The sequence below is a fragment of the Pseudomonas sp. B5(2017) genome (assembly GCF_002112825.1).
In the GTDB taxonomy this organism is placed as follows: domain Bacteria; phylum Pseudomonadota; class Gammaproteobacteria; order Pseudomonadales; family Pseudomonadaceae; genus Aquipseudomonas; species Aquipseudomonas putida_Z.
Genome location: NZ_NEIR01000005.1, coordinates 1 through 20,887 on the forward strand (window position 1 = coordinate 1; position 20,887 = coordinate 20,887).

Genomic DNA, 20,887 nt, shown 5'->3' on the forward strand with positions numbered 1-20,887 from the left:
TGGGTTTTTAAGAAACCCTAAACTTGGCTCAGCAATCTCAAATGACTATGTGATTTCTCGCATGGCCACTTGTGATGCTGATAATCTTTGTGACTATCAGTCCGTACTCACAAGCACCCACACGAATTGCTTGATTCGATTTGTTAAAGAGCGTTTGGTTAAGAGCTTTTCGTCTCAACCGAGGCGCGCATTCTACGCTTTCCTCATTTGCTGTCAAGCGTTTATTTTGAAGTTTTTTGCGAGAAACTCGTTTAGCTTCAAACACTTGACTCGCTGCGATCTCTCGTAGCGGGAGGCAAATCATACAGCGTTTAGAAGCGCTGTCAACCATCATCTCAACCGCTGCCGATCATTCGATCGTAGCACTCCTGATACTGCCTGAATTGCTTAACTAATTGATTTACAAGAAGTTTTGCGCTTCGACTACGTCAGAAGTGGGGCGCATTATAAGGGGATTCGAAACCGCGTCAACCCTTAATTTCAAGAAACCCTGATATCGCTGAAAAGCAAAGCGGGGAGGCCTGTCGGCCTCCCCGCTTCTATATAGCTACACCTACCGACTATCACTCAGCCTTGAGGGTAACCCGGGCAAACGACTTCTTGCCCGCCTGGCACACATGGGTAGCACCCAGCGCAAACATGAAGTCACGATCAACCACCGCACCATCGACCTTCACCGCACCACCACTCAGCAAGTCCCGCGCCTGAGCCGAGTTCTTCACCAGGCCTGCCCGGTTCAGTACGGCAGCAATCGGCAGGCTTTCGCCCGCAGCCACTTCGATTTCCGGCAGATCTTCCGGCAGCTCGCCTTCCTTCATACGGTTACCCGCGGCACGGTGAGCATTGGCCGCAGCCTCCTCGCCATGGAAGCGCGCAACGATCTCTTCCGCCAGCTTGATCTTGATGTCGCGCGGGTTGGCACCATTGGCGACGTCGGCACGGAACTGCTCGATCTCTTCCATCGAACGGAAGCTCAGCAGTTCGAAGTAGCGCCACATCAGGGTATCCGGGATCGACACCAGCTTGCTGTACATCACCCCCGGCGCTTCCTGGATACCTACATAGTTACCCAGAGACTTGGACATCTTCTTCACGCCGTCGAGCCCTTCGAGCAGCGGCATAGTCACGATGTTCTGCGCTTCCTGGCCATAGGCGCGCTGCAGCTCACGCCCCATCAGCAGGTTGAACTTCTGGTCAGTACCACCCAGCTCGACATCCGCCTTCAGGGCCACCGAGTCATAACCCTGCACCAGCGGGTACAGGAACTCGTGGATGGCAATAGGCTGGTTGGTGGTGTAGCGCTTGTCGAAGTCATCGCGCTCGAGCATGCGCGCCACGGTGTACTGCGACGCCAGGCGAATGAAGTCGGCCGGGGTCAGCTTGTCCATCCAGGTGGAGTTGAACGCGACCTCGGTCTTGGCCGGATCGAGGATCTTGAACACCTGCTGCTTGTAGGTCTCGGCGTTTTCCAGCACCTGCTCGCGGGTCAGCGGCGGGCGCGTGGCGCTCTTGCCGCTCGGGTCACCGATCATGCCGGTGAAGTCACCGATCAGGAAGATGACCTGGTGCCCCAGGTCCTGGAACTGGCGCAGCTTGTTGATCAGCACCGTGTGCCCAAGGTGCAGGTCAGGCGCGGTCGGGTCGAAGCCGGCCTTGATGCGCAGAGGCTGGCCGCGCTTGAGCTTCTCCACCAGTTCCGACTCGACCAGTACTTCTTCCGCACCGCGCTTGATAAGCGCCAGCTGCTCTTCAACCGACTTCATAGACAAACCCGCAAGGCTCAGATTCAGGGGGAGCCAACCATACAAGATCGGCCGTCAATTACAAGTTTCGCAAAGGAATGTGACCCGAACACGGGCTTGCGGCGTCTACGCGCCCTTGCGTGAAAATGGATTTGGTTATATTTTATACAGTTATTTCATCTTCATCATGTCATTCATCTTTTCCATTTCACCTTTTTCAAAGTCACCTTGCCCATGACCAACGAACCGCCTAAAGCGCCCCCGCTTTATCCGAAAAGCCATCTGTTGGCCGCCAGCGGCATCGCCGCCCTGCTCAGCCTGGCCCTGCTGGTGTTCCCCTCCAGCGAAGTGGAAGCCAAGAAAACCACCCTCAACCTCGAGCTGGAGAGCCCTGCCGAGCAGTTGAAGGACGAATCCCGCGCTGCGCCCCTGGTGCAGGCAGAAGGTGAGCAAGGCTCGCCATTCGCCCAGATCGAAGAGGCCCCCCCCGAGACCCAGAAGGCCGAGCAGGAAGCCCCTGCCGCCGAACCGGTCGTCGAAGCCGCCAAGCAACCCAGCCACCGTGAAGTCACCGTGGCCCGGGGCGATACCCTGTCCACCCTGTTCGCCAAGGTCGGCTTGCCGACCAATGCGGTGCACGACCTGCTGGCCAGCAACAAGCAGGCCAAGCAGTTCAGCCAGCTCAAGCACGGCCAGGTGCTGCAGTTCGAGCTCGACAAGGACGGCCAGCTGGCCAGCCTGCACAGCAAGGTCAGCAACCTCGAAACCATTCGCCTGACCAAGACCGACAAGGGCTATACCTTCAACCGCGAAATCAGCAAGCCGGTAGTGCGTACCGCCTACGCCCACGGCGTGATCAAAAGCTCGCTGTCGGCCTCGGCCCAGCGCGCCGGCCTGTCCCACAGCATGACCATGGACATGGCCCGCGTGCTGGGTTACGACATCGATTTCGCCCAGGACATTCGCCCGGGCGATGAATTCGACGTGGTCTACGAGCAGAAGGTAATGGACGGCAAGGTCGTCGGCACCGGTAACATCCTGTCCGCGCGCTTCACCAACCGCGGCAAGACCTACACCGCCGTGCGCTATACCAACAAGCAGGGCAACACCAGCTACTACACCGCTGATGGCAACAGCCTGCGCAAGGCCTTCATCCGCACCCCGGTCGACTTCGCCCGCATCAGCTCGCGCTTCTCCGCCGGCCGCAAGCACCCGATCCTGAACAAGATCCGTGCCCACAAGGGCGTCGACTACGCCGCCCCGCGCGGCACTCCGATCAAGGCAGCCGGTGACGGCCGCATCGAGCTGGCCGGGCGCCGCGGTGGTTACGGCAACACCGTGATCATCCAGCACGGTAACCGCTACAAGACGCTGTACGGCCACATGCAGGGCTTTGCCAAGGGCATCAAGACCGGCGGCTCGGTCAAGCAGGGCCAGATCATCGGCTACATCGGCACCACCGGCCTGTCCACCGGTCCGCACCTGCACTACGAGTTTCAGGTCAACGGTGTGCACGTCGACCCGCTGAGCCAGAAAGTGCCGATGGCCGACCCGATCGCCAGGAACGAGCGCCAGCGTTTCCTGCAGCAAAGCCAACCCCTGATCGCCCGCATGGATCAGGAAAAGGCCACCCTGCTCGCAGCGAACAAGCGCTAAGCCCATGGCGCTCTACCTGGGGGTGATGTCCGGCACCAGCCTCGATGGCCTGGACATTGCCTTGATCGAACAAGGCGAACAGCTCGAACTGCTCGCCACCCACTACCTGCCCATGCCCGGCGACCTGCGCCAGGAACTGCTGGGCCTTTGCAGCAGCGGCCCTGACGAGATCGCCCGCGCTGCACTGGCGGAAAACCGCTGGGCCAGCCTGGCAGGCGAAGGCATCCGCCAACTGCTGGCCAGGCAAGGGCTGCAGGCCGGAGCCATCCGCGCCATCGGCAGCCACGGCCAGACCATCCGCCACGAACCTGCACGCGGCTTTACCGTGCAGATCGGCAACCCGGCGCTGCTGGCCGAGCTTACCGGTATCAGCGTGGTCGCCGACTTCCGCCGTCGCGATGTGGCCGCCGGCGGCCAAGGTGCGCCACTGGTGCCGGCCTTCCATGAAACCCTGTTCAGCCACCTGGGCCAGCGCCTGGCCATTCTCAACGTGGGCGGTTTCAGCAACCTCAGCCTGATCGAACACGACAAGCCAGTCCACGGCTTCGACTGCGGCCCGGGCAACGTGCTGCTGGATGCCTGGATCGAACGCAAGCGCGGCCAGGCCTACGATGCGGATGGGGCTTGGGCTGCCTCGGGCGTGGTGCAGGCCGACTTGCTCAGCGCACTGCTGGCCGACCCGTTCTTCGCCGGCAGCGGCCCGAAGAGCACCGGCCGCGAAGTATTCAACCTGCCCTGGCTGGATGGCCACCTGACCCGCCTGCCCGCTTACCGCGACGAGGACGTACAGGCAACATTGCTGGAACTGACCGCACGCAGCATCATCGACTCGTTGAGCAACGCCCAGCAAGGCACCGAAGCGCTGCTGGTCTGCGGTGGCGGTGCGCGCAACGGCGCCCTGATGGCACGCCTCGGCCAGTTGCTGCCCGACGCCCGTGTCGCCAGCACCGGCGCCCATGGCGTGGACCCGGACTGGGTCGAAGCCATGGCCTTCGCCTGGCTGGCCCACTGTTGCCTGGAAGGCATCGCTGCCAATCGCCCTAGCGTGACAGCGGCCAAGGGCCTGCGCGTACTCGGCGCAATCTACCCGGCCTGAACGTTACGCCAGAAAGCAAAACGCCGCGCAATTGCGCGGCGTTTTCGTATGGCCAGGCCTCAGATCGAGAACGAGGAGCCGCAGCCACAGGTGGTGGCAGCGTTCGGGTTCTTGATCACGAAGCGCGAGCCTTCCAGGCCTTCCTGGTAATCCACCTCGGCGCCGGCCAGGTACTGGAAGCTCATCGGGTCGACCACAAGGGAAACACCTTCGCGCTCGACGATGGTGTCGTCTTCGGCCACGTCTTCATCGAAGGTAAAGCCATACTGGAAGCCCGAGCAGCCGCCACCGGTGACGAACACGCGCAGCTTCAGACGATCGTTGCCTTCCTCGGAAACCAGGTTCTTCACCTTTTGCGCAGCGCCGTGGGTGAATTCCAAAGCGGTGGGGGTGAAGGTTTCGACGCTCATGTTGATTCTCCCGGCGTGGTAGCCGCCATAAAACTCGATGACGCGCATTATCCGCTTTCCCGAGAAAATCGGTCAAGAATTGTGCGGCTTTAGTCGCGACCTACAAAAAGGCCCGCACGACGCGGGCCTTTTCGAACGCTGGCGGCTTACGGCAGCAGGCCCGCGTGTGACAAGCCCATGCGCTCGTCCAGGCCGAACAGGATGTTGAGGTTCTGCACCGCCTGGCCGGACGCGCCCTTGACCAGGTTGTCGATCACCGACAGCACCACCACCAGGTCACCACCTTGCGGGCGATGAACGGCAATGCGGCAGACGTTGGCGCCGCGCACACTGCGGGTTTCCGGGTGGCTGCCAGCCGGCATCACATCGACGAACGGTTCATTGGCGTAACGCTTCTCGAACAGCGCCTGCAGGTCGACCGAGGTGTCGGCGACGGTAGCGTACAGGGTGGCGTGGATGCCACGAATCATTGGCGTCAGGTGCGGCACGAAAGTCAGGCCGATATCCTTGCCAGCGGCCAGGCGCAGGCCCTGGCTGATTTCCGGCAGGTGGCGATGGCCCTTCACTGCGTAGGCTTTCATGCTTTCGCCGGCCTCGCAGAACAGCGAGCCCACCGCCGCACCACGGCCAGCGCCGCTGACACCCGACTTGCAGTCGGCGATCAGGCGCGACGGGTCGGCCAGGCCAGCTTCCAGCAGCGGCAGGAAGCCCAGTTGGGTGGCGGTCGGGTAGCAACCCGGCACAGCGATCAGGCGTGCCTGGCGAATCTTCTCGCGGTTGACTTCAGGCAGGCCGTATACCGCGTCCTTGAGCAGCTCTGGCGCACCGTGCGGCTGGCCGTACCACTTGCCCCACTCGGCGGCGTCCTGCAGGCGGAAGTCGGCCGACAGGTCGATCACCTTGGTACCGGCCGCCAGCAGTTCGCCAGCCAGGGCGTGGGCAACACCGTGCGGGGTGGCGAAGAACACCACGTCGCAGGCGGCCAGGGTCTTGCTGTCCGGCACGCTGAACGCCAGCCCGTCATAGTGGCCGCGCAGGTTCGGGTACATGTCCGCCACTGCAACGCCCGCCTCGGAGCGCGAAGTGATGACCGCCACTTCGGCCTGTGGATGCTGTGCCAGCAGACGCAACAGTTCGACGCCGGTGTAACCCGTGCCGCCGACGATACCGACCTTGATCATAACGCTTGCCCCTTATCAACGAGCCGTCTGGAAAGCGCACGATAATAGGGGCGCAAGGCGCCTGTAACAACTCTTCGGGTGACCCTTCGGGCGCTTGACCACTACTATCTGACGACCGTGAATACCTGAAGGAACTCCCCCATGCTTTACCTATGGATCAAAGCGCTGCATATCGTCAGCGTGGTCTGCTGGTTCGCCGGCCTGTTCTACCTGCCGCGGCTGTTCGTCTACCACGCCCAAAGCCAGGACAGCATCAGCCAGGAACGCTTCGTGACCATGGAGCGCAAGCTGTTTCGCGGCATCATGAACCCGGCGATGATCGCCACCTACGTGTTCGGCGCGTGGATGCTCTACCTCACGCCCGGCTGGCTCAGCCAGGGCTGGCTGCATGCCAAGCTGACTCTGGTCATCCTGCTGACCGTCTACCATCACATGTGCGGCGCCCAGCGCAAGCGCTTCGCCAGCGGCAGCAACACCCGCAGCCACGTCTACTATCGCTGGTTCAACGAAGTGCCCGTGCTGTTCCTGCTGGGTATCGTGATTCTGGTGGTGGTCAAACCGTTCTGACATAGCCACCCGCTCAAGGAGCCTTGCCATGTCGTTACCTGCCTCCCTCGAACAACGCCTGCGTCTGCCCGTGGTTGCCGCACCGATGTTCCTGATCTCCAACCCCAGGCTGGTACTGGCCTGCTGCTCCAGCGGCGTGGTCGGCAGCTTCCCGGCCCTGAACCAGCGCGACAGCGCCGGCTTCAAGGCCTGGCTGGAGGAAATCGAGGCAGGCCTGGCACAGCTGCAGGCGCCAGCCCCCTATGCCGTCAACCTGATCGTCCACCCGACCAACCCGCGCCTGCAGGCCGACCTGGCGTTGTGCGTGGAACATCGTGTGCCGATCGTCATCACCAGCCTCGGCGCGGTGAAGGAAGTGGTCGATGCCGTGCATGGCTACGGCGGCCTGGTGTTCCACGATGTCACCACCCGCCGCCATGCCGAGAAAGCGGCCGAAGCCGGTGTCGATGGCCTGATCGCCGTTGCTGCAGGCGCAGGCGGCCATGCGGGCACCTGGAGCCCGTTCGCCCTGGCCGCGGAAATTCGCCAGTTCTTCGACAAGACCCTGCTGCTGGCCGGCTGCCTCAACCACGGCCATGAGATCCTCGCCGCGCAAATGCTGGGGGCGGACCTTGCATACATGGGCACCCGCTTCATCGCCACCGCAGAAAGCCAGGCCCCGGACGCCTACAAGCAGATGCTGCTCGATTCCCATGCCGCCGACATCGTCCACACCCCGGCGGTGTCCGGCGTCCCCGCCAGCTTCCTGCGCCCGAGCCTGGAACAGGCCGGCTATGACATCAACGCCATCAAGGGCGGCCATGAGCAAGGCAAGCTCAAGCCGATCGACGACGAAGCCAAGGCCTGGAAGACCGTGTGGTCGGCGGGCCAGGGGGTCGGCGGTATCGACGACCTGCCCAGCGCCAGCGCGCTGATCGGACGGCTGCATGACGAATACCGGGACGCCCTGGAACGCTGCCAGGCCCTGCGCGCCCGCACCCTGTAGCAAAAGGCAACACCTTGCCCGGCCAAGCTGTACACTAGGCGCCCTCTTCAGCCCCCAGGAGCCTTGCATGACCCGTTACGCCATGATCACTGGTGCTTCCAGCGGCCTGGGCCTGGCCCTGGCGGAAGCCCTGGCGCGGCGCGGGCGCAATCTGATCCTGGTGGCACGCCAGCGTGAAACGCTGGAACCGGTGGCCATCGAGCTGACCCAACGCTTCGGTGTCGAGGTGCTGTTCCGTGCCTGCGACCTCAGCCAGCCGTTGCGCCTGTCGGGCTTCGTGCTGGAACTGGAGGAAGGCGAGCGGCGCATCGACCTGCTGGTCAATTGTGCCGGCCTGCGCACCTACGGGCCATTCCTGGCCCATGAGTGGGCCGACGAACAGGACCTGCTGGAAGTCAACGTGCTGGCCCTGAGCCGCCTGTGCCACGCCATCGGTAACCTGATGGCCGTGCAGGGCGGCGGGCAGATCCTCAATGTCGCCGGCCTGGCCGGGGTGGCGCCTGGCCCGTGGATGGCCGCCTATGCCGCCAGCAAGGCCTATGTGCTGAGCTTCTCCCAGGCCTTGCGTGAAGAACTCAAGCGCACCGGCATCAAGGTTTCGGTACTGTGCCCCGGCCCGGTGCGCTCCTCGCGCCGGCGCATTCCGCGGCTGGATGGCAAGCCACGCTGCCTCAGCCCTGAGGAAGTGGCGCTGTACACCGTGCGCGCGCTGGACAAGAACCGTGCACTGATACTGCCCGGTCGTCGCAACCGCTGGCTGGCGTTCGCCCCGCGCCTGCTGCCACGGTGGCTGGTGCGCAAGCTGGCAGGGGCCATCCACCGCCGCTATTGCCCGGTAGGCATGGAATAGCCACTGGGCGAGCGGCGCCCGGCTGAGTACACTCGGCCCGACCCTCACCATGGAGCAAGTGCTGTGGACGATTTATTCATCAAGATCATCAACCGGGAGATCCCGGCGAAGATCATCTACGAGGACGACCAGGTTCTGGCGTTCCACGATATCGCCCCCCAGGCGCCCGTGCATTTTCTGGTCATCCCGAAAAAGCACATCCGCACCCTCAATGACTTGACCGAAGAAGACAAAGGCCTGGCTGGTCACATCTTGTTCACCGCCCAGCGTCTGGCCAAGGAACTTGGCTGCGAGGAAGGCTTCCGCGTAGTGATGAACTGCAACGAGCAAGGCGGCCAGACCGTCTACCACATCCACATGCACGTGCTTGGCCAGCGCCAGATGCACTGGCCACCGGGCTGATCCACGGCAAGCCACCCTGCCACTATTGCGGTAAACTGTCGGGCACATTCTTGCGGAGGTGCCCGATGGCTACCGAACGTCACTACTCGCCGCTCGACCGCTTGTTGCTGCAGGCCGATACCGCCATGCGCACCTTGCTGCCCTTCAGCGGCCAACCCGCCCGCCCATCGCCGGCCATCGTCCAGCCGGACGTCGACCTGGACGAACAGCAGGCTCGTCATGTTGCCGGGCTGATGCGTATCAACCACACCGGTGAAGTCTGCGCCCAGGCGCTGTACCAGGGCCAGGCCCTGACCGCCAAGCTGCCCGAAGTGCGCAAGGCCATGGAACACGCCGCCGAGGAAGAAGTGGACCACCTGGCCTGGTGCGAACAGCGCATTCGCCAGCTGAACAGCCACCCCAGCGTGCTCAACCCGTTGTTCTACGGCATGTCGTTCGGTATCGGCGCACTCGCTGGACTGGTCAGCGACAAGGTAAGCCTGGGCTTCGTCGCCGCCACCGAGCACCAGGTGTGCAAGCACCTCGACGAGCACCTGGAGCAGATCCCGCAGGAAGACGAAAAGTCCCGGGCCATCCTCGAACAGATGCGCATCGATGAGGAACAGCACGCCGAGTCTGCACTGGAAGCCGGCGGTTATCGCTTCCCCGCCCCTGTTCGCTTTGGCATGAGCCTGTTGGCCAAGGTCATGACCAAGAGCACCTACCGTATCTGAAGGCATCACCATGACGGACCGTTTCGACGCCAAGGACCTGGCGCGCGCCGTGCAAGCCGGCATTCTCCAGCCGGGCCAGGACCAGGCCCTGCTGGCCTTCCTGCGCCAGCAGCCGGCACAGCGCGGCAGCTTCCAGCTGGCCCATGTCGCTTTCTACTTCGGCGCCATGCTGATCATGGCAGCCATGGGCTGGTTGCTCACCGAAGCCTGGATGCGCATCGGCGACTGGGCGCTGCTGGTCATCGCCAGCCTCTATATCCTGCTGCTCACGCTGTTCGCCGTTAACCTGCAACGGCGCGTACAGCCAGTCGCGGCCGGCGTGCTGGCGGCAGTCGCGGTCAGCATCGTGCCATTGGCGGTGTTCGCCATCGAACGGCTGGCCGGCTGGTGGCCAATGGATGATGCGCAGGCAAACTATCACCAGTACTACACCTACGTGCAGGGCGGCTGGCTGGCAATGGAAGCAGCCACGGTGCTTGCCGGGCTGTTGATGCTGAGGCTGATCCCCTACCCGTTCATCGTCATGCCGATTGCCGTGGCCTTGTGGTTCATGTCGATGGACCTGAGCGAATGGTTCTTCGGCTCGCCATTCAGCTGGGAACAGCGCCGTGAGGTTTCGCTGTGGTTCGGGCTCGGGTTGCTGGTGGTGTTCGTCGGGGTGGACGGCCGCACCCGCGAAGACTACGCCCACTGGGGCTACCTGGCCGGGCTGGCGGCATTCTGGGGCGGGCTGACGCTGGTGGACAGCGGCAGCGAGCTGGGCAAGGCCCTGTACTGCCTGATCAATATTGCCCTGATGGGTATGGCGGTGCTGTTGCGTCGGCCGGTGTTCATGGTTTTCGGGGCGTTGGGCGTGGCGGCTTACCTGGGGTACCTGTCGTACGAGGTGTTTGCCGACTCGCTGCTGTTCCCGGTGGTGGTGACCTTGATCGGGCTGGGGGTTATTGGGCTGGGGCTGGTTTACCAGAAGCGGCGGGAGCGGTTGAGCCGGGTGATGCGCGGTTGTTTGCCGGGATGGGTGCGTGCTGCGCTGCCGGCGCTTCGCAGCTGAAATTGTCGGGGCCGCTCTGCGCCCCATCGCGACACAAGGCCGCTCCTGCAGGTGGTACGCGATCCCCTGTAGGAGCGGCCTTGTGTCGCGATGGGGCGCAAAGCGGCCCCAAAATGTCAGCCTTGACCCAGCTCTACAATCTCGTACCCGTGGGTAATCTCAACCCCGGCACGCTCGAGCATGATCGAAGCCGAGCAATACTTCTCCGCCGACAGCTCTACCGCACGCTTGACCTGGGCCTCCTTCAGCCCACGCCCCTTCACCACGAAGTTCATGTGGATCTTGGTGAACACCTTCGGGTCTTCGCTGGCACGCTCGGCCTCCAGAAACGCCTCGCAGCTTTCCACCGCCTGGCGCGACTTCTTCAGAATGCTGACCACGTCAAAGCTGCTGCAGCCACCCAGGCCCAGCAACAGCATTTCCATCGGGCGCACGCCCAGGTTACGGCCGCCGGCCTCGGGCGGGCCGTCCATCACGACGACATGGCCGCTCCCCGATTCGCCGAGGAACATCGCCTCACCGGCCCACTGGATACGTGCCTTCATCTACCCGGACTCCTGATTTTCGGAAAAGGGTGTCAGCTTAGACCTTGTGCGGCCGTGGGAAAAGCACGAGTCGTGTCGGTTTAGTACCGAAACATCCTGTAGTGTCTGATAAGCTGGCGCCAAATGACTGGCGCGTTCCGCCAGCCGACCTTTATAAAAAGCCTATGCGTCATATCGAACAGGATTTCGTGATGGTTGCTTCCGCCCTACCCGCCAAGATCAAGAACATCGACAAGCTGCTGGTGCACTGCCAGCGCCGTCGCTATACCGCCAAAAGCAACATCATCTGCGCCGGCGACCGGGCCGAGACACTGTCGTTCATCATCAAGGGTTCGGTCACCATCCTCATCGAGGACGATGACGGCCATGAAATGATCATCGCCTACCTCAACAATGGCGACTTCTTCGGCGAGTTGGGCCTGTTCGAACCGGTCGAGGGTGAACAGCAGCGCAGTGCCTGGGTGCGCGCCAAGACCGAATGCGAAGTAGCCGAAATCAGTTATGAGAAGTTTCGCGAACTGGCGCGCCAGGACCCGGAAATCCTCTATGCCCTGGGCAGCCAGATGGCCCAGCGCCTGCGCAACACCACGCGCAAGGTCGGCGACTTGGCGTTCTTCGACGTTACCGGGCGTGTCGCCCGCTGCCTGCTGGAACTGTGCAAGCAACCCGACGCCATGACCCACCCCGATGGCATGCAGATCAAGATCACTCGTCAGGAAATCGGCCGCATCGTCGGTTGCTCGCGGGAAATGGTCGGCCGCGTCCTCAAGGACCTTGAAGAACGCAGCCTGGTGCAGGTCAAGGGCAAGACCATGGTGGTCTACGGTACCCGCTAGTCCTTGGGCAGGTCGGCCAGCACCTTGGCATAGGCCTGCGACAGCCGCTCGAACCATGGGGCCGCAGGCGCCACTTCGTGCAGGGCGATGTGCGCATCGGCGCGGCAGCGCTGTTCCAGCTCGCAGCACTCGTTGAAGCGGTTGACCGCCGCCACCATCGATTCACGCTCGTTGTCCAGCAGCAGCGCACCGTGCACCAGCACCACCGGGCGCTTGCCACCCAGCCCCTGGCGCCAGCGCTGGGCGGTGCCCACCAGTTTGCGGCCATTGAGGTTGACGTTGTAGCGGCCATCGCAGAAGGCGCCGTCGATTTCACCCACCGACGCCACCCCGCCCCACTCGCGCAGCACGTCACACAGCGGCAGGCACAGGCGCTCGTAGGCGTTTTCGATACGGCCGTGGTCGCCTTCGCTGCGGGGGGCAACATAGACCAGGGCAACGTTCACCGTGGCGTGTGATTGCGGCACCGGCTCGCCGCCGGTTTCGCGCAGCAGCACCGGCCAGCCGGCAATCGCCAGCTCCGAGCAGGCGGCTTCGAAATTGTCCAGACGGCTCATGCGCCGGGGCATGACCAGGGCGTGGTCGGTCGGGCGCCAGAACAGCACGCCACTGTCGCGCTCGCCGCGGCAGACGGCGGCCAGCAATTCCTGTTCGGCGTGCAGGCCTTGTTCTACGGTCAGGGCCAGGGGTTGATCGGTCATTGATCCACCTTTGATGTTGTTATTCAGGGCCTCTTCGCGGGCACGCCCGCTCCCACAGGGATTACCACAGGCCCCGAGGGTGATGGAGAACCTGTGGGAGCGGGCGTGCCGAAGCGTCGGACCGCCGCGAAGGGGCCATTACAGGCATACAAAAAAGCCGGCAATAACGCCGGCTTCATTTGATCAGTCCAGTTGCTGAACAGTCTTCTTCACCTGTTCCGGGAAGAACAACCGCTGCAGCTCCAGCCCCGGCTGCTCGGCGCGCATGAACGCCTCACCGACCAGGAAAGAGTAGACCTCGTTGATCTCCATCAGCTCCACATCGGCCCGGTTCAAGATGCCACTCTCGGTAATCGCCAGGCGATCACGCGGAATACGCGGCAGCAGGTCGAGGGTGGTTTCCAGGCTGACCTCGAAGGTGTGCAGGTTGCGGTTGTTCACCCCTACCAGCGGTGTATCCAGGGTTTTCAACGCGCGCTCCAGCTCATCGCCGTCGTGCACTTCCACCAGCACGTCGAGGCCGACATCCTTGGCCGTGGCCGCCAGTTCGGCCATCTTCACGTCATCCAGCGCCGACACGATCAGCAGTACACAGTCCGCGCCCAGGGCCCGGGCCTCGACGATCTGGTACGGGTCGACCATGAAGTCCTTGCGGATCACCGGCAGCGACACCGCCGCGCGGGCCTGCTGCAGGTACTCGTCGGCGCCCTGGAAGTAGTCCACATCGGTCAGCACCGACAGGCAAGTCGCCCCGCCCTTCTCGTAGCTGACGGCGATTTCCGCCGGCACGAAATGCTCGCGAATCACGCCCTTGCTCGGCGAGGCCTTCTTGATTTCGGCAATCACCGCCGGCTGCTTGCGCGCGGCTTGTTCGATCAGGGCCTTGGCAAAGCCACGCGGGGCGTCGGCAGCCTTGGCCAGGGCCTCCAGTTCGGCAAGGCTGACGCGCGCGCTGCGCTCGGCCACTTCCTGAAACTTGCGGGCGATGATCCTTTCCAGCACCGTCGGCACACTCATGCTTCGTTCTCCACCTTGAATACTGCAGTAAAGGCACCCAGCTCCTGCAGCTTCTCCCAGGCCAGCCCGGTGTGCAGTACGTCGTGGGCCAGTTCCACACCGGCTTTCAGGCTCATGGCATGGTCAGCGGCATACAGCGCCGCGCCCGCATTGAGCACGATCATCTCGGCGGCCTTCTGGCCGTTTTCGGTCTTGCGTCGGCCCAGTGCATCGCGGATCAGCTCCAGCGACGCCTGCGGGTTCTCGACGGCCAGGCCGTGCAGGCTCTGGCTCTTCATGCCGAGGTCTTCCGGCTCTACCCAGTATTCGGTGATTTCGCCATTCTTCAGTTCGGCAACGAAGGTCGGCGCAGCCAGGCTGAACTCGTCCAGGCCATCCTTCGAGTGCACCACCAGCACGTGCTTGCTGCCCAGGCGCTGCAGTACTTCAGCCAACGGGCGGCACAGGGTCTGGGCAAATACACCGACCACCTGGTGCCTCACCCCGGCCGGATTCGTAAGCGGGCCGAGCATGTTGAACAGGGTGCGCAGCCCCAGGTCGCGACGCGGGCCGGCAGCGTGCTTCATGGCCGAATGATGGCTTTGCGCGAACATGAAGCCGATGCCCAGGCTGTCGATGCAGCGGGCCACCTGGGTGGGCGTCAGGTTCAGGTAGATACCGGCGGCCTCCAGCAGGTCGGCACTGCCGCTCTTGCCTGATACCGCGCGGTTGCCATGCTTGGCCACGGTGCAGCCTGCCGCCGCCAGTACGAACGACGAGGCGGTGGACACGTTGAAGATGTTGGCGCCATCACCGCCGGTACCGACGATATCGACCACGCCATCGAGGCTCTGCAGTTCGACCTTGTCGGCCAGCTCGCGCATCACCGACACCGCACCGACGATTTCGTCGATGCTTTCGCTCTTCATGCGCATGCCCATCAGGAATGCGCCAATCTGCGCTTCGCTGCACTGGCCGGTCATGATCTGGCGCATGACGTCGCGCATTTCTTCGGTGGAAAGGTCCAGCTGGCCGACGATACGGCTCAACGCACTCTTGATATCCATGTTCGATCCTTAGCGGCGGCCGCCGGTCTGCTTGAGGAAGTTGGCGAACAGTTCGTGGCCCTGTTCGGTCAGGATCGACTCGGGGTGGAACTGCACCCCTTCGATATTCAGCGTCTTGTGGCGCAGGCCCATGATCTCGTCGACCGAACCGTCAGCATGGGCGGTCCAGGCGGTCACTTCCAGGCACTCGGGCAAGGTTTCGCGCTTTACCACCAGCGAGTGGTAACGGGTCACGGTCAACGGGTTGTTGAGGCCGGCGAACACGCCCAGGTCACGGTGGTGTACCGGGCTGGTCTTGCCGTGCATCACCTGGCGGGCACGTACCACATCACCACCAAAGGCCTGGCCGATGGACTGGTGGCCCAGGCATACGCCAAGGATCGGCAGCTTGCCGGCAAAGTGCAGGATGGCCTCGATGGACACGCCCGCCTCGCTCGGCGTGCACGGGCCTGGAGATACGACGATGCGCTCGGGGTTGAGGGCTTCGATCTGGGCGATGGTCATTTCGTCATTGCGAATGACCTTTACCTCGGCACCCAGCTCGCCAAGGTACTGAACGACGTTGTAAGTGAATGAGTCGTAATTGTCGATCATCAGTAACATCGGGTTAAACCTCTTGAATCTACTGACTTCAGAATTCGAACCTTTCTGCACCAGCCAACAGGCGCGGCTTTGCCACAAGGGGCGGTAGACAGGAAGGCAAACGGGGGCGGGCCGGACGGGCCGGCAGGGGACAAAGTCAGGCGCGCCAACGCCAACGGGCGTGGGCCTTGATTACGCGCATCAAGAGTTTGCTGACGATCAACACAGGATAGGTCTCGCTCATACGTCCCGGCACAGTAGCCTACCGGGGCGGCGGGCGCAATATGCCTGTAAACACGGGGAAACGAATGGACTTGGGAGGGATGCACTGCGATTTGCTAAGGTCGATCGGGTTGTCCTTCATAAAAACAAAGAAAAGGATGTTCACCGATGCGAAAAGCACCGTTATTGCGCTTTACCGTTGCCTCACTGGCACTGGCCTGCAGCCAGGCGTTCGCAGCACCCTCGCCCTACTCCAGCATGATCGTGTTTGGTGACAGCCTCAGCGACGCCGGGCAGTTTGGCGGGGTGCGCTTCACCAACCGCGATGCCAATGGCAATTATGCGCCAGTGTCACCGATGATCCTGGGCGGGCGGCTCGGTGTGAGCCCGACCGAGCTTGGCCCTTCCACCTCCCCGGTCAATCCGGTACTGGGCCTTCCCGACGGCAACAACTGGGCAGTCGGTGGCTACACCACCCAGCAGATCCTGGATTCGATCACCACTACCTCCGAGACCGTCATCCCGCCAGGGCGCCCCGGCGCCGGGCAGGTACTGCGTGATAAACCGGGCTACCTGGCCAACGGCCTGCGCGCCGACCCCAACGCGTTGTATTACCTGACTGGCGGCGGCAATGACTTCCTGCAAGGCCTGGTCAACAGCCCGGCTGATGCCGTGGCCGCTGGCGCCCGCCTGGCCGCCAGCGCCCAGGCCCTGCAGCAAGGCGGTGCCCGTTACATCATGGTCTGGCTGCTGCCCGACCTCGGGCAGACACCGAACTTCAGCGGTACGCCGCAACAAAACCCGCTGTCGCTGCTTTCCGGCGCGTTCAACCAGTCCCTGCTCAGCCAGTTGGGGCAGATCGATGCCGAAATCATTCCGCTGAACATCCCCGTGCTGCTGAGCGAAGCGCTGGCCAGCCCCGAGCAGTTCGGCCTGGCCAGCGGCCAGAACCTGGTCGGCACCTGCTACAGCGGCGAAGGCTGCGTGGAAAACCCGGTGTACGGCATCAACGGCGCCACGCCAGACCCGACCAAGCTGCTGTTCAACGACTCGGTGCACCCGACCATCGCCGGCCAGCAACTGATTGCCGACTACGCCTATTCGATTATCGCCGCCCCCTGGGAACTGACCCTGCTCCCGGAAATGGCCCACGCCAGCCTGCGTGCCCACCAGGACGAACTGCGCAACCAGTGGCAGACACCCTGGCAGGCAGTTGGCCAGTGGCAAGCCTTCGTTGCCACCGGCGCCCAGGACCTGGACTTCGACGGCCAGCGCAGCGCGGCCAGCGGCGATGGCCGCGGCTACAACCTGACCCTGGGCGGCAGCTATCGCCTGAACGATGCATGGCGCCTGGGCCTGGCCGGCGGCGTGTACCGGCAGAAGCTGGAAGCCGGCGCACAGGATTCGGACTACAAGCTGGACAGCTACCTTGCCAGCGCCTTCGCCCAATACCGCCAGGACCGCTGGTGGGCCGACGCGGCGCTGACCGCCGGGCACCTGGACTACAGCGACCTCAAGCGCACCTTCGCCCTTGGCGTGAACGACCGCAGCGAAAAGGGCGATACCGATGGCGAGGCCTGGGCTATGTCGGGGCGGCTGGGCTACAACCTGGCAGCCGAGAGCAGCAACTGGCAGCTGGCTCCGTTCATCAGTGCCGACTATGCGCGGGTGAAGGTGGATGGCTATGACGAGAAAAGCGGGCGCTCGACGGCGCTGGGCTTCGATGACCAGGAACGTACATCACGCCGTTTGGGCGTGGGGTTGCTGGGCAGTGTGCAGGTGCTGCCGAGTACCCGGCTGTTCGCCGAGGTGGCGCAGGAGCATGAGTTCGAGGATGACCAGCAGGATGTGACGATGCACCTGACCAGCCTACCGGCGAATGACTTCACCCTGACAGGGTATACGCCGCACAGCGACCTGACCCGGGCGAGCCTGGGGGTGAGCCATGAAGTGGTGACGGGGGTGCATTTGCGCGGTAACTATAACTGGCGCAAGAGTGATGAATTGACGCAGCAGGGGGTGAGTGTGGGCGTCAGCGTCGACTTTTGAATTGATGGGGCCGCTTTGCGGCCCTTCGCGACACAAGGCCGCTCCTACAGGCGATCGTGTTTCCCTGTAGGAGCGGCCTTGTGTCGCGATGGGCTGCAAAGCAGCCCCAATGCCCACTGAATTACTTGGCCGAAGTCTGCTCAGCCAACGCCACCGCGCGGAACATCGCCCGGCGCTTGTTGATGGTTTCTTCCCACTCCAGCGCCGGCACCGAGTCGGCAACGATGCCGCCCCCGGCCTGCACATGCAGCTCACCGTCCTTGATTACCGCGGTACGGATGGCAATGGCGGTATCCATGTTGCCGTTCCACGCGAAGTAGCCGACGGCACCACCGTAAACCCCACGCTTGACCGGCTCCAGCTCGTCGATGATCTCCATCGCGCGAATCTTCGGCGCACCCGAAAGCGTACCGGCCGGCAAGATCGCCCGCAGTGCGTCCATCGCCGTCAGCCCTTCGCGCAACTGGCCAGTGACGTTGGACACAATGTGCATCACGTTGGAGTAACGCTCGATCACCATCTTCTCGGTCAGGCGCACGCTGCCGGTCGAGGACACGCGACCGACGTCGTTACGGCCCAGGTCGATCAGCATCAGGTGCTCGGCAATTTCCTTGTCGTCCGACAGCAGGTCGTCTTCCAGCGCGCGGTCGGCCTCTTCGGTAGCGCCACGCGGGCGGGTGCCGGCAATCGGGCGTACGGTGACCAGGTTGTCCTCGACGCGTACCAGCACCTCGGGCGAGCTGCCGACCACATGGAAGTCGCCAAAGTTGAAGAAGTACATGTACGGCGTCGGGTTGAAGCAGCGCAGCGCGCGGTACAGGTCGATTGGCGCAGCCTTGAAGTCGATCGACATGCGCTGCGACGGCACCACCTGCATGCAGTCACCGGCCAGGATGTATTCCTTGATGCGGCCGACGGCGTTCTCGTAATCCTCGCGGGTATAGCTGGAGCGGAATTCCGGCTCGGCAGCCTGCGGGCCACTCAGGTCCAAGCCACGGCGTGGAGTGATCGGCTGACGCAGGGTTTCCAGCAGGCCTTGCAGGCGTGCCTGGCCCTGTTCGAAAGCCTGCTCTTCAGCCGGGTCGACCAGCACGATCGCGTGCATCTTGCCCGCCAGGTTGTCGAACACCACCACCGCATCGGACACCATCAGCAGGATATCCGGCACACCCAGCGGGTCCGGGTTGGGGCTGGCGCCCAGGCGCTTTTCCACATAGCGCACGCAGTCGTAGCCGAAGTAGCCGACCAGGCCGCCGTTGAAGCGCGGCAGGCCAGGGATATCGGCGACCTTGTAACGGTCCTTGAAGGTTTCGACGAAGGCCAGCGGGTCTTCGACATCGTGGCTTTCCACCTCCACGCCATCCTGCAGGATGCTGACGTGGTAGCCGTGCACACGCATCACCGTGCGCGACGGCAGGCCGATCATCGAGTAACGGCCCCATTTCTCGCCGCCCTGCACCGACTCGAGCAGGTACGAGTTGGGCTGGTCGGCCAGTTTCAGGTAGATCGACAGCGGCGTGTCGAAGTCGGCCAGGGTTTCGCAGGCCAGGGGAATGCGGTTGTAGCCGGCAGCGGCCAGGCGCAGGAATTCTTCGCGGGTCATGGGTAGCCTCGTGGCAAGCAGCAATAGGTCAGGCAAACGGACGGGCCGGCACGCGCCGGCAGGCTGAAGTCAGGCGCGCCAACGCCAACGGGCCAGGGCCTTGATGACTTTCATCCAGAATTTGCCGGTAACCGCCACGGTGGACTCTCTGTCTTGTGAGGCTTGAAGGTCCGCCAACGTTATCCCAGTGGCCGGGTCTGCGCAACCGGGCAGCAATGCGCGCAGGTCGTCGATCACCAGGCTGGGGGCTTCGTCGTGGATCGGTCGGCCGTGGTTGTAGCCGTAGGTCAGGCCCACGCACTGCACGCCAGCCGCCTTGGCCGCCAGCACGTCACTGCGTGAATCGCCGACAAACAGCGACTGCTGCGGGGTGACACCGGCCATCTGCATGACGAACAGCAGCGCCGCAGGGTCGGGCTTTTTCTGCGGCAGGGTGTCGCCGCCGATGATCCAGCGGAAGTAGTTGCCGATCTTCATCTGGTCCAGCAGCGGGCCAACGAAGCGTTCGGGCTTGTTGGTGATCAGCGCCATTTCCACGCCCTGCTTGCGCAGCCAGCGCAGGGTGTCCTGCACACCGGGGTAGACCACGGTCAGTTCGTGGCTTTCGGCATAGGCGTCCATGAACAACGCCAACGCCTGGTCGGCCAGCGCATCGTCCACGGCAGCGTGGTCGATGCCACCGGCCAGCGCCCGGCGCACCAGCACCTGGGCACCGTTGCCCACCCAGTGGCGCACCGCCTCCAGGCCGGCAGGCGGGCGCCCCAGTTCGAGCAGCATGCGGTCCACGGCGGCGGCCAGGTCTGGCACGGAATCGATCAGGGTACCGTCCAGATCGAACATCACCAGCCTGGGCAGCGTCCCCGGGAACAGCTGCTCGAAGCCGCTCATGGGCGGGCCTGAGCCAGTTCGGAACGCATCCTGGCGATGACTTCCTGGTAGTCCGGGGCGTTGAAGATTGCCGAGCCGGCCACGAAGGTGTCGGCGCCAGCGGCAGCGATCTCGCGGATGTTGTTGACGTTGACGCCACCGTCGATTTCCAGGCGGATATCACGGCCGCTGGCGTCGATCAGCGCACGCGCCTCGCGCAGCTTGTCGAGGGTGCCAGGGATGAACTTCTGCCCGCCGAAGCCCGGGTTGACGCTCATCAGCAGCACCATGTCGACCTTGTCCATCACGTACTTCAGCGCGTCCAGGCTGGTGGCCGGGTTGAACACCAGGCCGGCCTTGCAGCCACCGTCCTTGATCAGCTGCAGCGAACGGTCGATGTGCTGCGAGGCTTCCGGGTGGAAGGTGATGTAGGTGGCACCAGCTTCGATGAAGTCGCCGATGATGCGGTCGACCGGGCTGACCATCAGGTGCACGTCGATCGGGGCGGTGACGCCGTACTTGCGCAGGGCGGTGCAGACCATCGGGCCGATGGTCAGGTTGGGGACGTAGTGGTTGTCCATGACATCGAAGTGGACGATGTCGGCACCCGCGGCCAATACCTTGTCGACGTCCTCGCCCAGTCGGGCGAAATCGGCGGAGAGAATGGAGGGGGCAATAGCGTAGGGCTGCATGGCGCACCTGTTGGCAGAATCACGGTGGCGCGCATTGTAACCCAGGGAAGCGGATGAAGGCTGATTAGCATCAA

Annotated in this window: 21 protein-coding genes; 10 read left to right on the forward strand and 11 right to left on the reverse strand. The window is 63.3% G+C overall.

The window, feature by feature from the left end; translation table 11 throughout:
* Nucleotides 1-563 precede the first annotated feature (563 nt).
* Entirely contained in the window at nucleotides 564-1,763 is a 1,200-nt protein-coding gene (gene tyrS / locus CAG00_RS08790; RefSeq protein ID WP_025337483.1) for a tyrosine--tRNA ligase, read from the reverse strand.
* Nucleotides 1,764-1,976: 213 nt separating this feature from the next.
* On the opposite strand from tyrS, the gene CAG00_RS08795 reads away from it, so the two are divergent.
* Together CAG00_RS08795 and CAG00_RS08800 are read left to right on the forward strand one after the other, a co-directional pair.
* On the forward strand, nucleotides 1,977-3,398 hold the full coding sequence (locus tag CAG00_RS08795) for a peptidoglycan DD-metalloendopeptidase family protein (protein ID WP_085664067.1): 1,422 nt from the start codon (nucleotides 1,977-1,979) through the stop codon (nucleotides 3,396-3,398).
* Nucleotides 3,399-3,402: 4 nt separating this feature from the next.
* The gene (locus tag CAG00_RS08800; protein WP_085618976.1) at nucleotides 3,403-4,494 is read left to right on the forward strand and encodes an anhydro-N-acetylmuramic acid kinase; all 1,092 of its coding nucleotides are present in this window, start codon (nucleotides 3,403-3,405) and stop codon (nucleotides 4,492-4,494) included.
* A gap of 59 nt (nucleotides 4,495-4,553) precedes the next feature.
* Here CAG00_RS08800 and erpA read toward each other — a convergent pair whose 3' ends face one another.
* Nucleotides 4,554-4,904, reverse strand: a complete 351-nt coding sequence (gene erpA, locus CAG00_RS08805; RefSeq protein ID WP_015268740.1) for an iron-sulfur cluster insertion protein ErpA — start codon at nucleotides 4,902-4,904, stop codon at nucleotides 4,554-4,556.
* A gap of 146 nt (nucleotides 4,905-5,050) precedes the next feature.
* The gene (argC, locus tag CAG00_RS08810) at nucleotides 5,051-6,085 is read right to left on the reverse strand and encodes an N-acetyl-gamma-glutamyl-phosphate reductase (protein WP_013970618.1); all 1,035 of its coding nucleotides are present in this window, start codon (nucleotides 6,083-6,085) and stop codon (nucleotides 5,051-5,053) included.
* Between the two features lie 141 nt (nucleotides 6,086-6,226).
* On the opposite strand from argC, the gene hemJ reads away from it, so the two are divergent.
* The 6 genes from hemJ (at nucleotide 6,227) to CAG00_RS08840 (ending at nucleotide 10,653) form a co-directional block, all read left to right on the forward strand.
* Nucleotides 6,227-6,652, forward strand: a complete 426-nt coding sequence (gene hemJ, locus CAG00_RS08815; RefSeq protein WP_003258833.1) for a protoporphyrinogen oxidase HemJ — start codon at nucleotides 6,227-6,229, stop codon at nucleotides 6,650-6,652.
* A gap of 28 nt (nucleotides 6,653-6,680) precedes the next feature.
* Nucleotides 6,681-7,637: a nitronate monooxygenase family protein gene (locus tag CAG00_RS08820; protein ID WP_085664068.1), complete on the forward strand. Its 957-nt coding sequence runs from the start codon at nucleotides 6,681-6,683 to the stop codon at nucleotides 7,635-7,637.
* A gap of 67 nt (nucleotides 7,638-7,704) precedes the next feature.
* A complete protein-coding gene (locus tag CAG00_RS08825) occupies nucleotides 7,705-8,487 on the forward strand; it encodes an SDR family oxidoreductase (protein ID WP_085618970.1) in 783 nt (260 codons plus the stop codon).
* 63 nt (nucleotides 8,488-8,550) lie between these two features.
* Nucleotides 8,551-8,889 carry a histidine triad nucleotide-binding protein gene (locus CAG00_RS08830; RefSeq protein ID WP_013970615.1) on the forward strand — a complete coding sequence of 113 codons (339 nt, stop codon included), beginning with the start codon at nucleotides 8,551-8,553 and terminating at the stop codon, nucleotides 8,887-8,889.
* A gap of 65 nt (nucleotides 8,890-8,954) precedes the next feature.
* Nucleotides 8,955-9,602 carry a 2-polyprenyl-3-methyl-6-methoxy-1,4-benzoquinone monooxygenase gene (gene coq7, locus CAG00_RS08835; RefSeq protein WP_025337477.1) on the forward strand — a complete coding sequence of 216 codons (648 nt, stop codon included), beginning with the start codon at nucleotides 8,955-8,957 and terminating at the stop codon, nucleotides 9,600-9,602.
* Nucleotides 9,603-9,612: 10 nt separating this feature from the next.
* Nucleotides 9,613-10,653, forward strand: coding sequence for a DUF2157 domain-containing protein (locus tag CAG00_RS08840; RefSeq protein WP_085664069.1), 1,041 nt, complete (start codon nucleotides 9,613-9,615; stop codon nucleotides 10,651-10,653).
* Between the two features lie 116 nt (nucleotides 10,654-10,769).
* Here the strand turns inward: CAG00_RS08840 and CAG00_RS08845 are convergent, their stop codons facing one another.
* A complete protein-coding gene (locus CAG00_RS08845) occupies nucleotides 10,770-11,198 on the reverse strand; it encodes an OsmC family protein (RefSeq protein WP_025337475.1) in 429 nt (142 codons plus the stop codon).
* 191 nt (nucleotides 11,199-11,389) lie between these two features.
* On the opposite strand from CAG00_RS08845, the gene crp reads away from it, so the two are divergent.
* Nucleotides 11,390-12,034, forward strand: coding sequence for a cAMP-activated global transcriptional regulator CRP (gene crp, locus CAG00_RS08850; RefSeq protein ID WP_012270218.1), 645 nt, complete (start codon nucleotides 11,390-11,392; stop codon nucleotides 12,032-12,034).
* Here the strand turns inward: crp and CAG00_RS08855 are convergent.
* The 4 genes from CAG00_RS08855 to CAG00_RS08870 all read right to left on the reverse strand — a co-directional run bounded on the left by CAG00_RS08855 (nucleotide 12,031) and on the right by CAG00_RS08870 (nucleotide 15,401).
* Nucleotides 12,031-12,735 (reverse strand): lipoate--protein ligase family protein, encoded by a 705-nt coding sequence (locus CAG00_RS08855; RefSeq protein WP_085664070.1) that lies wholly within the window; start codon nucleotides 12,733-12,735, stop codon nucleotides 12,031-12,033. The genes crp and CAG00_RS08855 overlap by 4 nt on opposite strands.
* 183 nt (nucleotides 12,736-12,918) lie before the next feature.
* On the reverse strand, nucleotides 12,919-13,752 hold the full coding sequence (trpC, locus tag CAG00_RS08860; protein WP_025337472.1) for an indole-3-glycerol phosphate synthase TrpC: 834 nt from the start codon (nucleotides 13,750-13,752) through the stop codon (nucleotides 12,919-12,921).
* Entirely contained in the window at nucleotides 13,749-14,798 is a 1,050-nt protein-coding gene (trpD, locus tag CAG00_RS08865) for an anthranilate phosphoribosyltransferase (protein WP_085664071.1), read from the reverse strand. The genes trpC and trpD overlap by 4 nt, the downstream gene beginning before the upstream one ends.
* Nucleotides 14,799-14,807: 9 nt before the next feature.
* The gene (locus CAG00_RS08870; protein ID WP_003259809.1) at nucleotides 14,808-15,401 is read right to left on the reverse strand and encodes an aminodeoxychorismate/anthranilate synthase component II; all 594 of its coding nucleotides are present in this window, start codon (nucleotides 15,399-15,401) and stop codon (nucleotides 14,808-14,810) included.
* Nucleotides 15,402-15,770: 369 nt separating this feature from the next.
* Between CAG00_RS08870 and estP the strand changes: the two genes are divergently transcribed.
* Complete coding sequence (gene estP / locus CAG00_RS08875; protein WP_085664072.1) at nucleotides 15,771-17,651, forward strand: esterase EstP; 1,881 nt, start codon at nucleotides 15,771-15,773, stop codon at nucleotides 17,649-17,651.
* 121 nt (nucleotides 17,652-17,772) lie between these two features.
* Here estP and trpE read toward each other — a convergent pair whose 3' ends face one another.
* The 3 genes from trpE to rpe all read right to left on the reverse strand — a co-directional run bounded on the left by trpE (nucleotide 17,773) and on the right by rpe (nucleotide 20,813).
* Nucleotides 17,773-19,254 carry an anthranilate synthase component I gene (gene trpE / locus CAG00_RS08880; protein ID WP_013970606.1) on the reverse strand — a complete coding sequence of 494 codons (1,482 nt, stop codon included), beginning with the start codon at nucleotides 19,252-19,254 and terminating at the stop codon, nucleotides 17,773-17,775.
* Between the two features lie 69 nt (nucleotides 19,255-19,323).
* Nucleotides 19,324-20,142, reverse strand: coding sequence for a phosphoglycolate phosphatase (locus CAG00_RS08885; RefSeq protein ID WP_085618962.1), 819 nt, complete (start codon nucleotides 20,140-20,142; stop codon nucleotides 19,324-19,326).
* On the reverse strand, nucleotides 20,139-20,813 hold the full coding sequence (gene rpe, locus CAG00_RS08890) for a ribulose-phosphate 3-epimerase (protein ID WP_075044416.1): 675 nt from the start codon (nucleotides 20,811-20,813) through the stop codon (nucleotides 20,139-20,141). Before rpe ends, CAG00_RS08885 begins: the two co-directional genes overlap by 4 nt.
* Nucleotides 20,814-20,887 lie beyond the last annotated feature (74 nt).

Excerpts from the sequence above, each read along its gene's own strand:
- tyrS (WP_025337483.1), bottom strand. The coding sequence starts at position 1,763 with ATGAAGTCGGTTGAAGAGCAGCTGGCGCTTATCAAGCGCGGTGCGGAA.
- CAG00_RS08795 (WP_085664067.1), top strand. The coding sequence starts at position 1,977 with ATGACCAACGAACCGCCTAAAGCGCCCCCGCTTTATCCGAAAAGCCAT.
- CAG00_RS08800 (WP_085618976.1), top strand. The coding sequence starts at position 3,403 with ATGGCGCTCTACCTGGGGGTGATGTCCGGCACCAGCCTCGATGGCCTG.
- erpA (WP_015268740.1), bottom strand. The coding sequence starts at position 4,904 with ATGAGCGTCGAAACCTTCACCCCCACCGCTTTGGAATTCACCCACGGC.
- argC (WP_013970618.1), bottom strand. The coding sequence starts at position 6,085 with ATGATCAAGGTCGGTATCGTCGGCGGCACGGGTTACACCGGCGTCGAA.
- hemJ (WP_003258833.1), top strand. The coding sequence starts at position 6,227 with ATGCTTTACCTATGGATCAAAGCGCTGCATATCGTCAGCGTGGTCTGC.
- CAG00_RS08820 (WP_085664068.1), top strand. The coding sequence starts at position 6,681 with ATGTCGTTACCTGCCTCCCTCGAACAACGCCTGCGTCTGCCCGTGGTT.
- CAG00_RS08825 (WP_085618970.1), top strand. The coding sequence starts at position 7,705 with ATGACCCGTTACGCCATGATCACTGGTGCTTCCAGCGGCCTGGGCCTG.
- coq7 (WP_025337477.1), top strand. The coding sequence starts at position 8,955 with ATGGCTACCGAACGTCACTACTCGCCGCTCGACCGCTTGTTGCTGCAG.
- CAG00_RS08840 (WP_085664069.1), top strand. The coding sequence starts at position 9,613 with ATGACGGACCGTTTCGACGCCAAGGACCTGGCGCGCGCCGTGCAAGCC.
- CAG00_RS08845 (WP_025337475.1), bottom strand. The coding sequence starts at position 11,198 with ATGAAGGCACGTATCCAGTGGGCCGGTGAGGCGATGTTCCTCGGCGAA.
- crp (WP_012270218.1), top strand. The coding sequence starts at position 11,390 with ATGGTTGCTTCCGCCCTACCCGCCAAGATCAAGAACATCGACAAGCTG.
- CAG00_RS08855 (WP_085664070.1), bottom strand. The coding sequence starts at position 12,735 with ATGACCGATCAACCCCTGGCCCTGACCGTAGAACAAGGCCTGCACGCC.
- trpC (WP_025337472.1), bottom strand. The coding sequence starts at position 13,752 with ATGAGTGTGCCGACGGTGCTGGAAAGGATCATCGCCCGCAAGTTTCAG.
- trpD (WP_085664071.1), bottom strand. The coding sequence starts at position 14,798 with ATGGATATCAAGAGTGCGTTGAGCCGTATCGTCGGCCAGCTGGACCTT.
- CAG00_RS08870 (WP_003259809.1), bottom strand. The coding sequence starts at position 15,401 with ATGTTACTGATGATCGACAATTACGACTCATTCACTTACAACGTCGTT.
- estP (WP_085664072.1), top strand. The coding sequence starts at position 15,771 with ATGCGAAAAGCACCGTTATTGCGCTTTACCGTTGCCTCACTGGCACTG.
- trpE (WP_013970606.1), bottom strand. The coding sequence starts at position 19,254 with ATGACCCGCGAAGAATTCCTGCGCCTGGCCGCTGCCGGCTACAACCGC.
- CAG00_RS08885 (WP_085618962.1), bottom strand. The coding sequence starts at position 20,142 with ATGAGCGGCTTCGAGCAGCTGTTCCCGGGGACGCTGCCCAGGCTGGTG.
- rpe (WP_075044416.1), bottom strand. The coding sequence starts at position 20,813 with ATGCAGCCCTACGCTATTGCCCCCTCCATTCTCTCCGCCGATTTCGCC.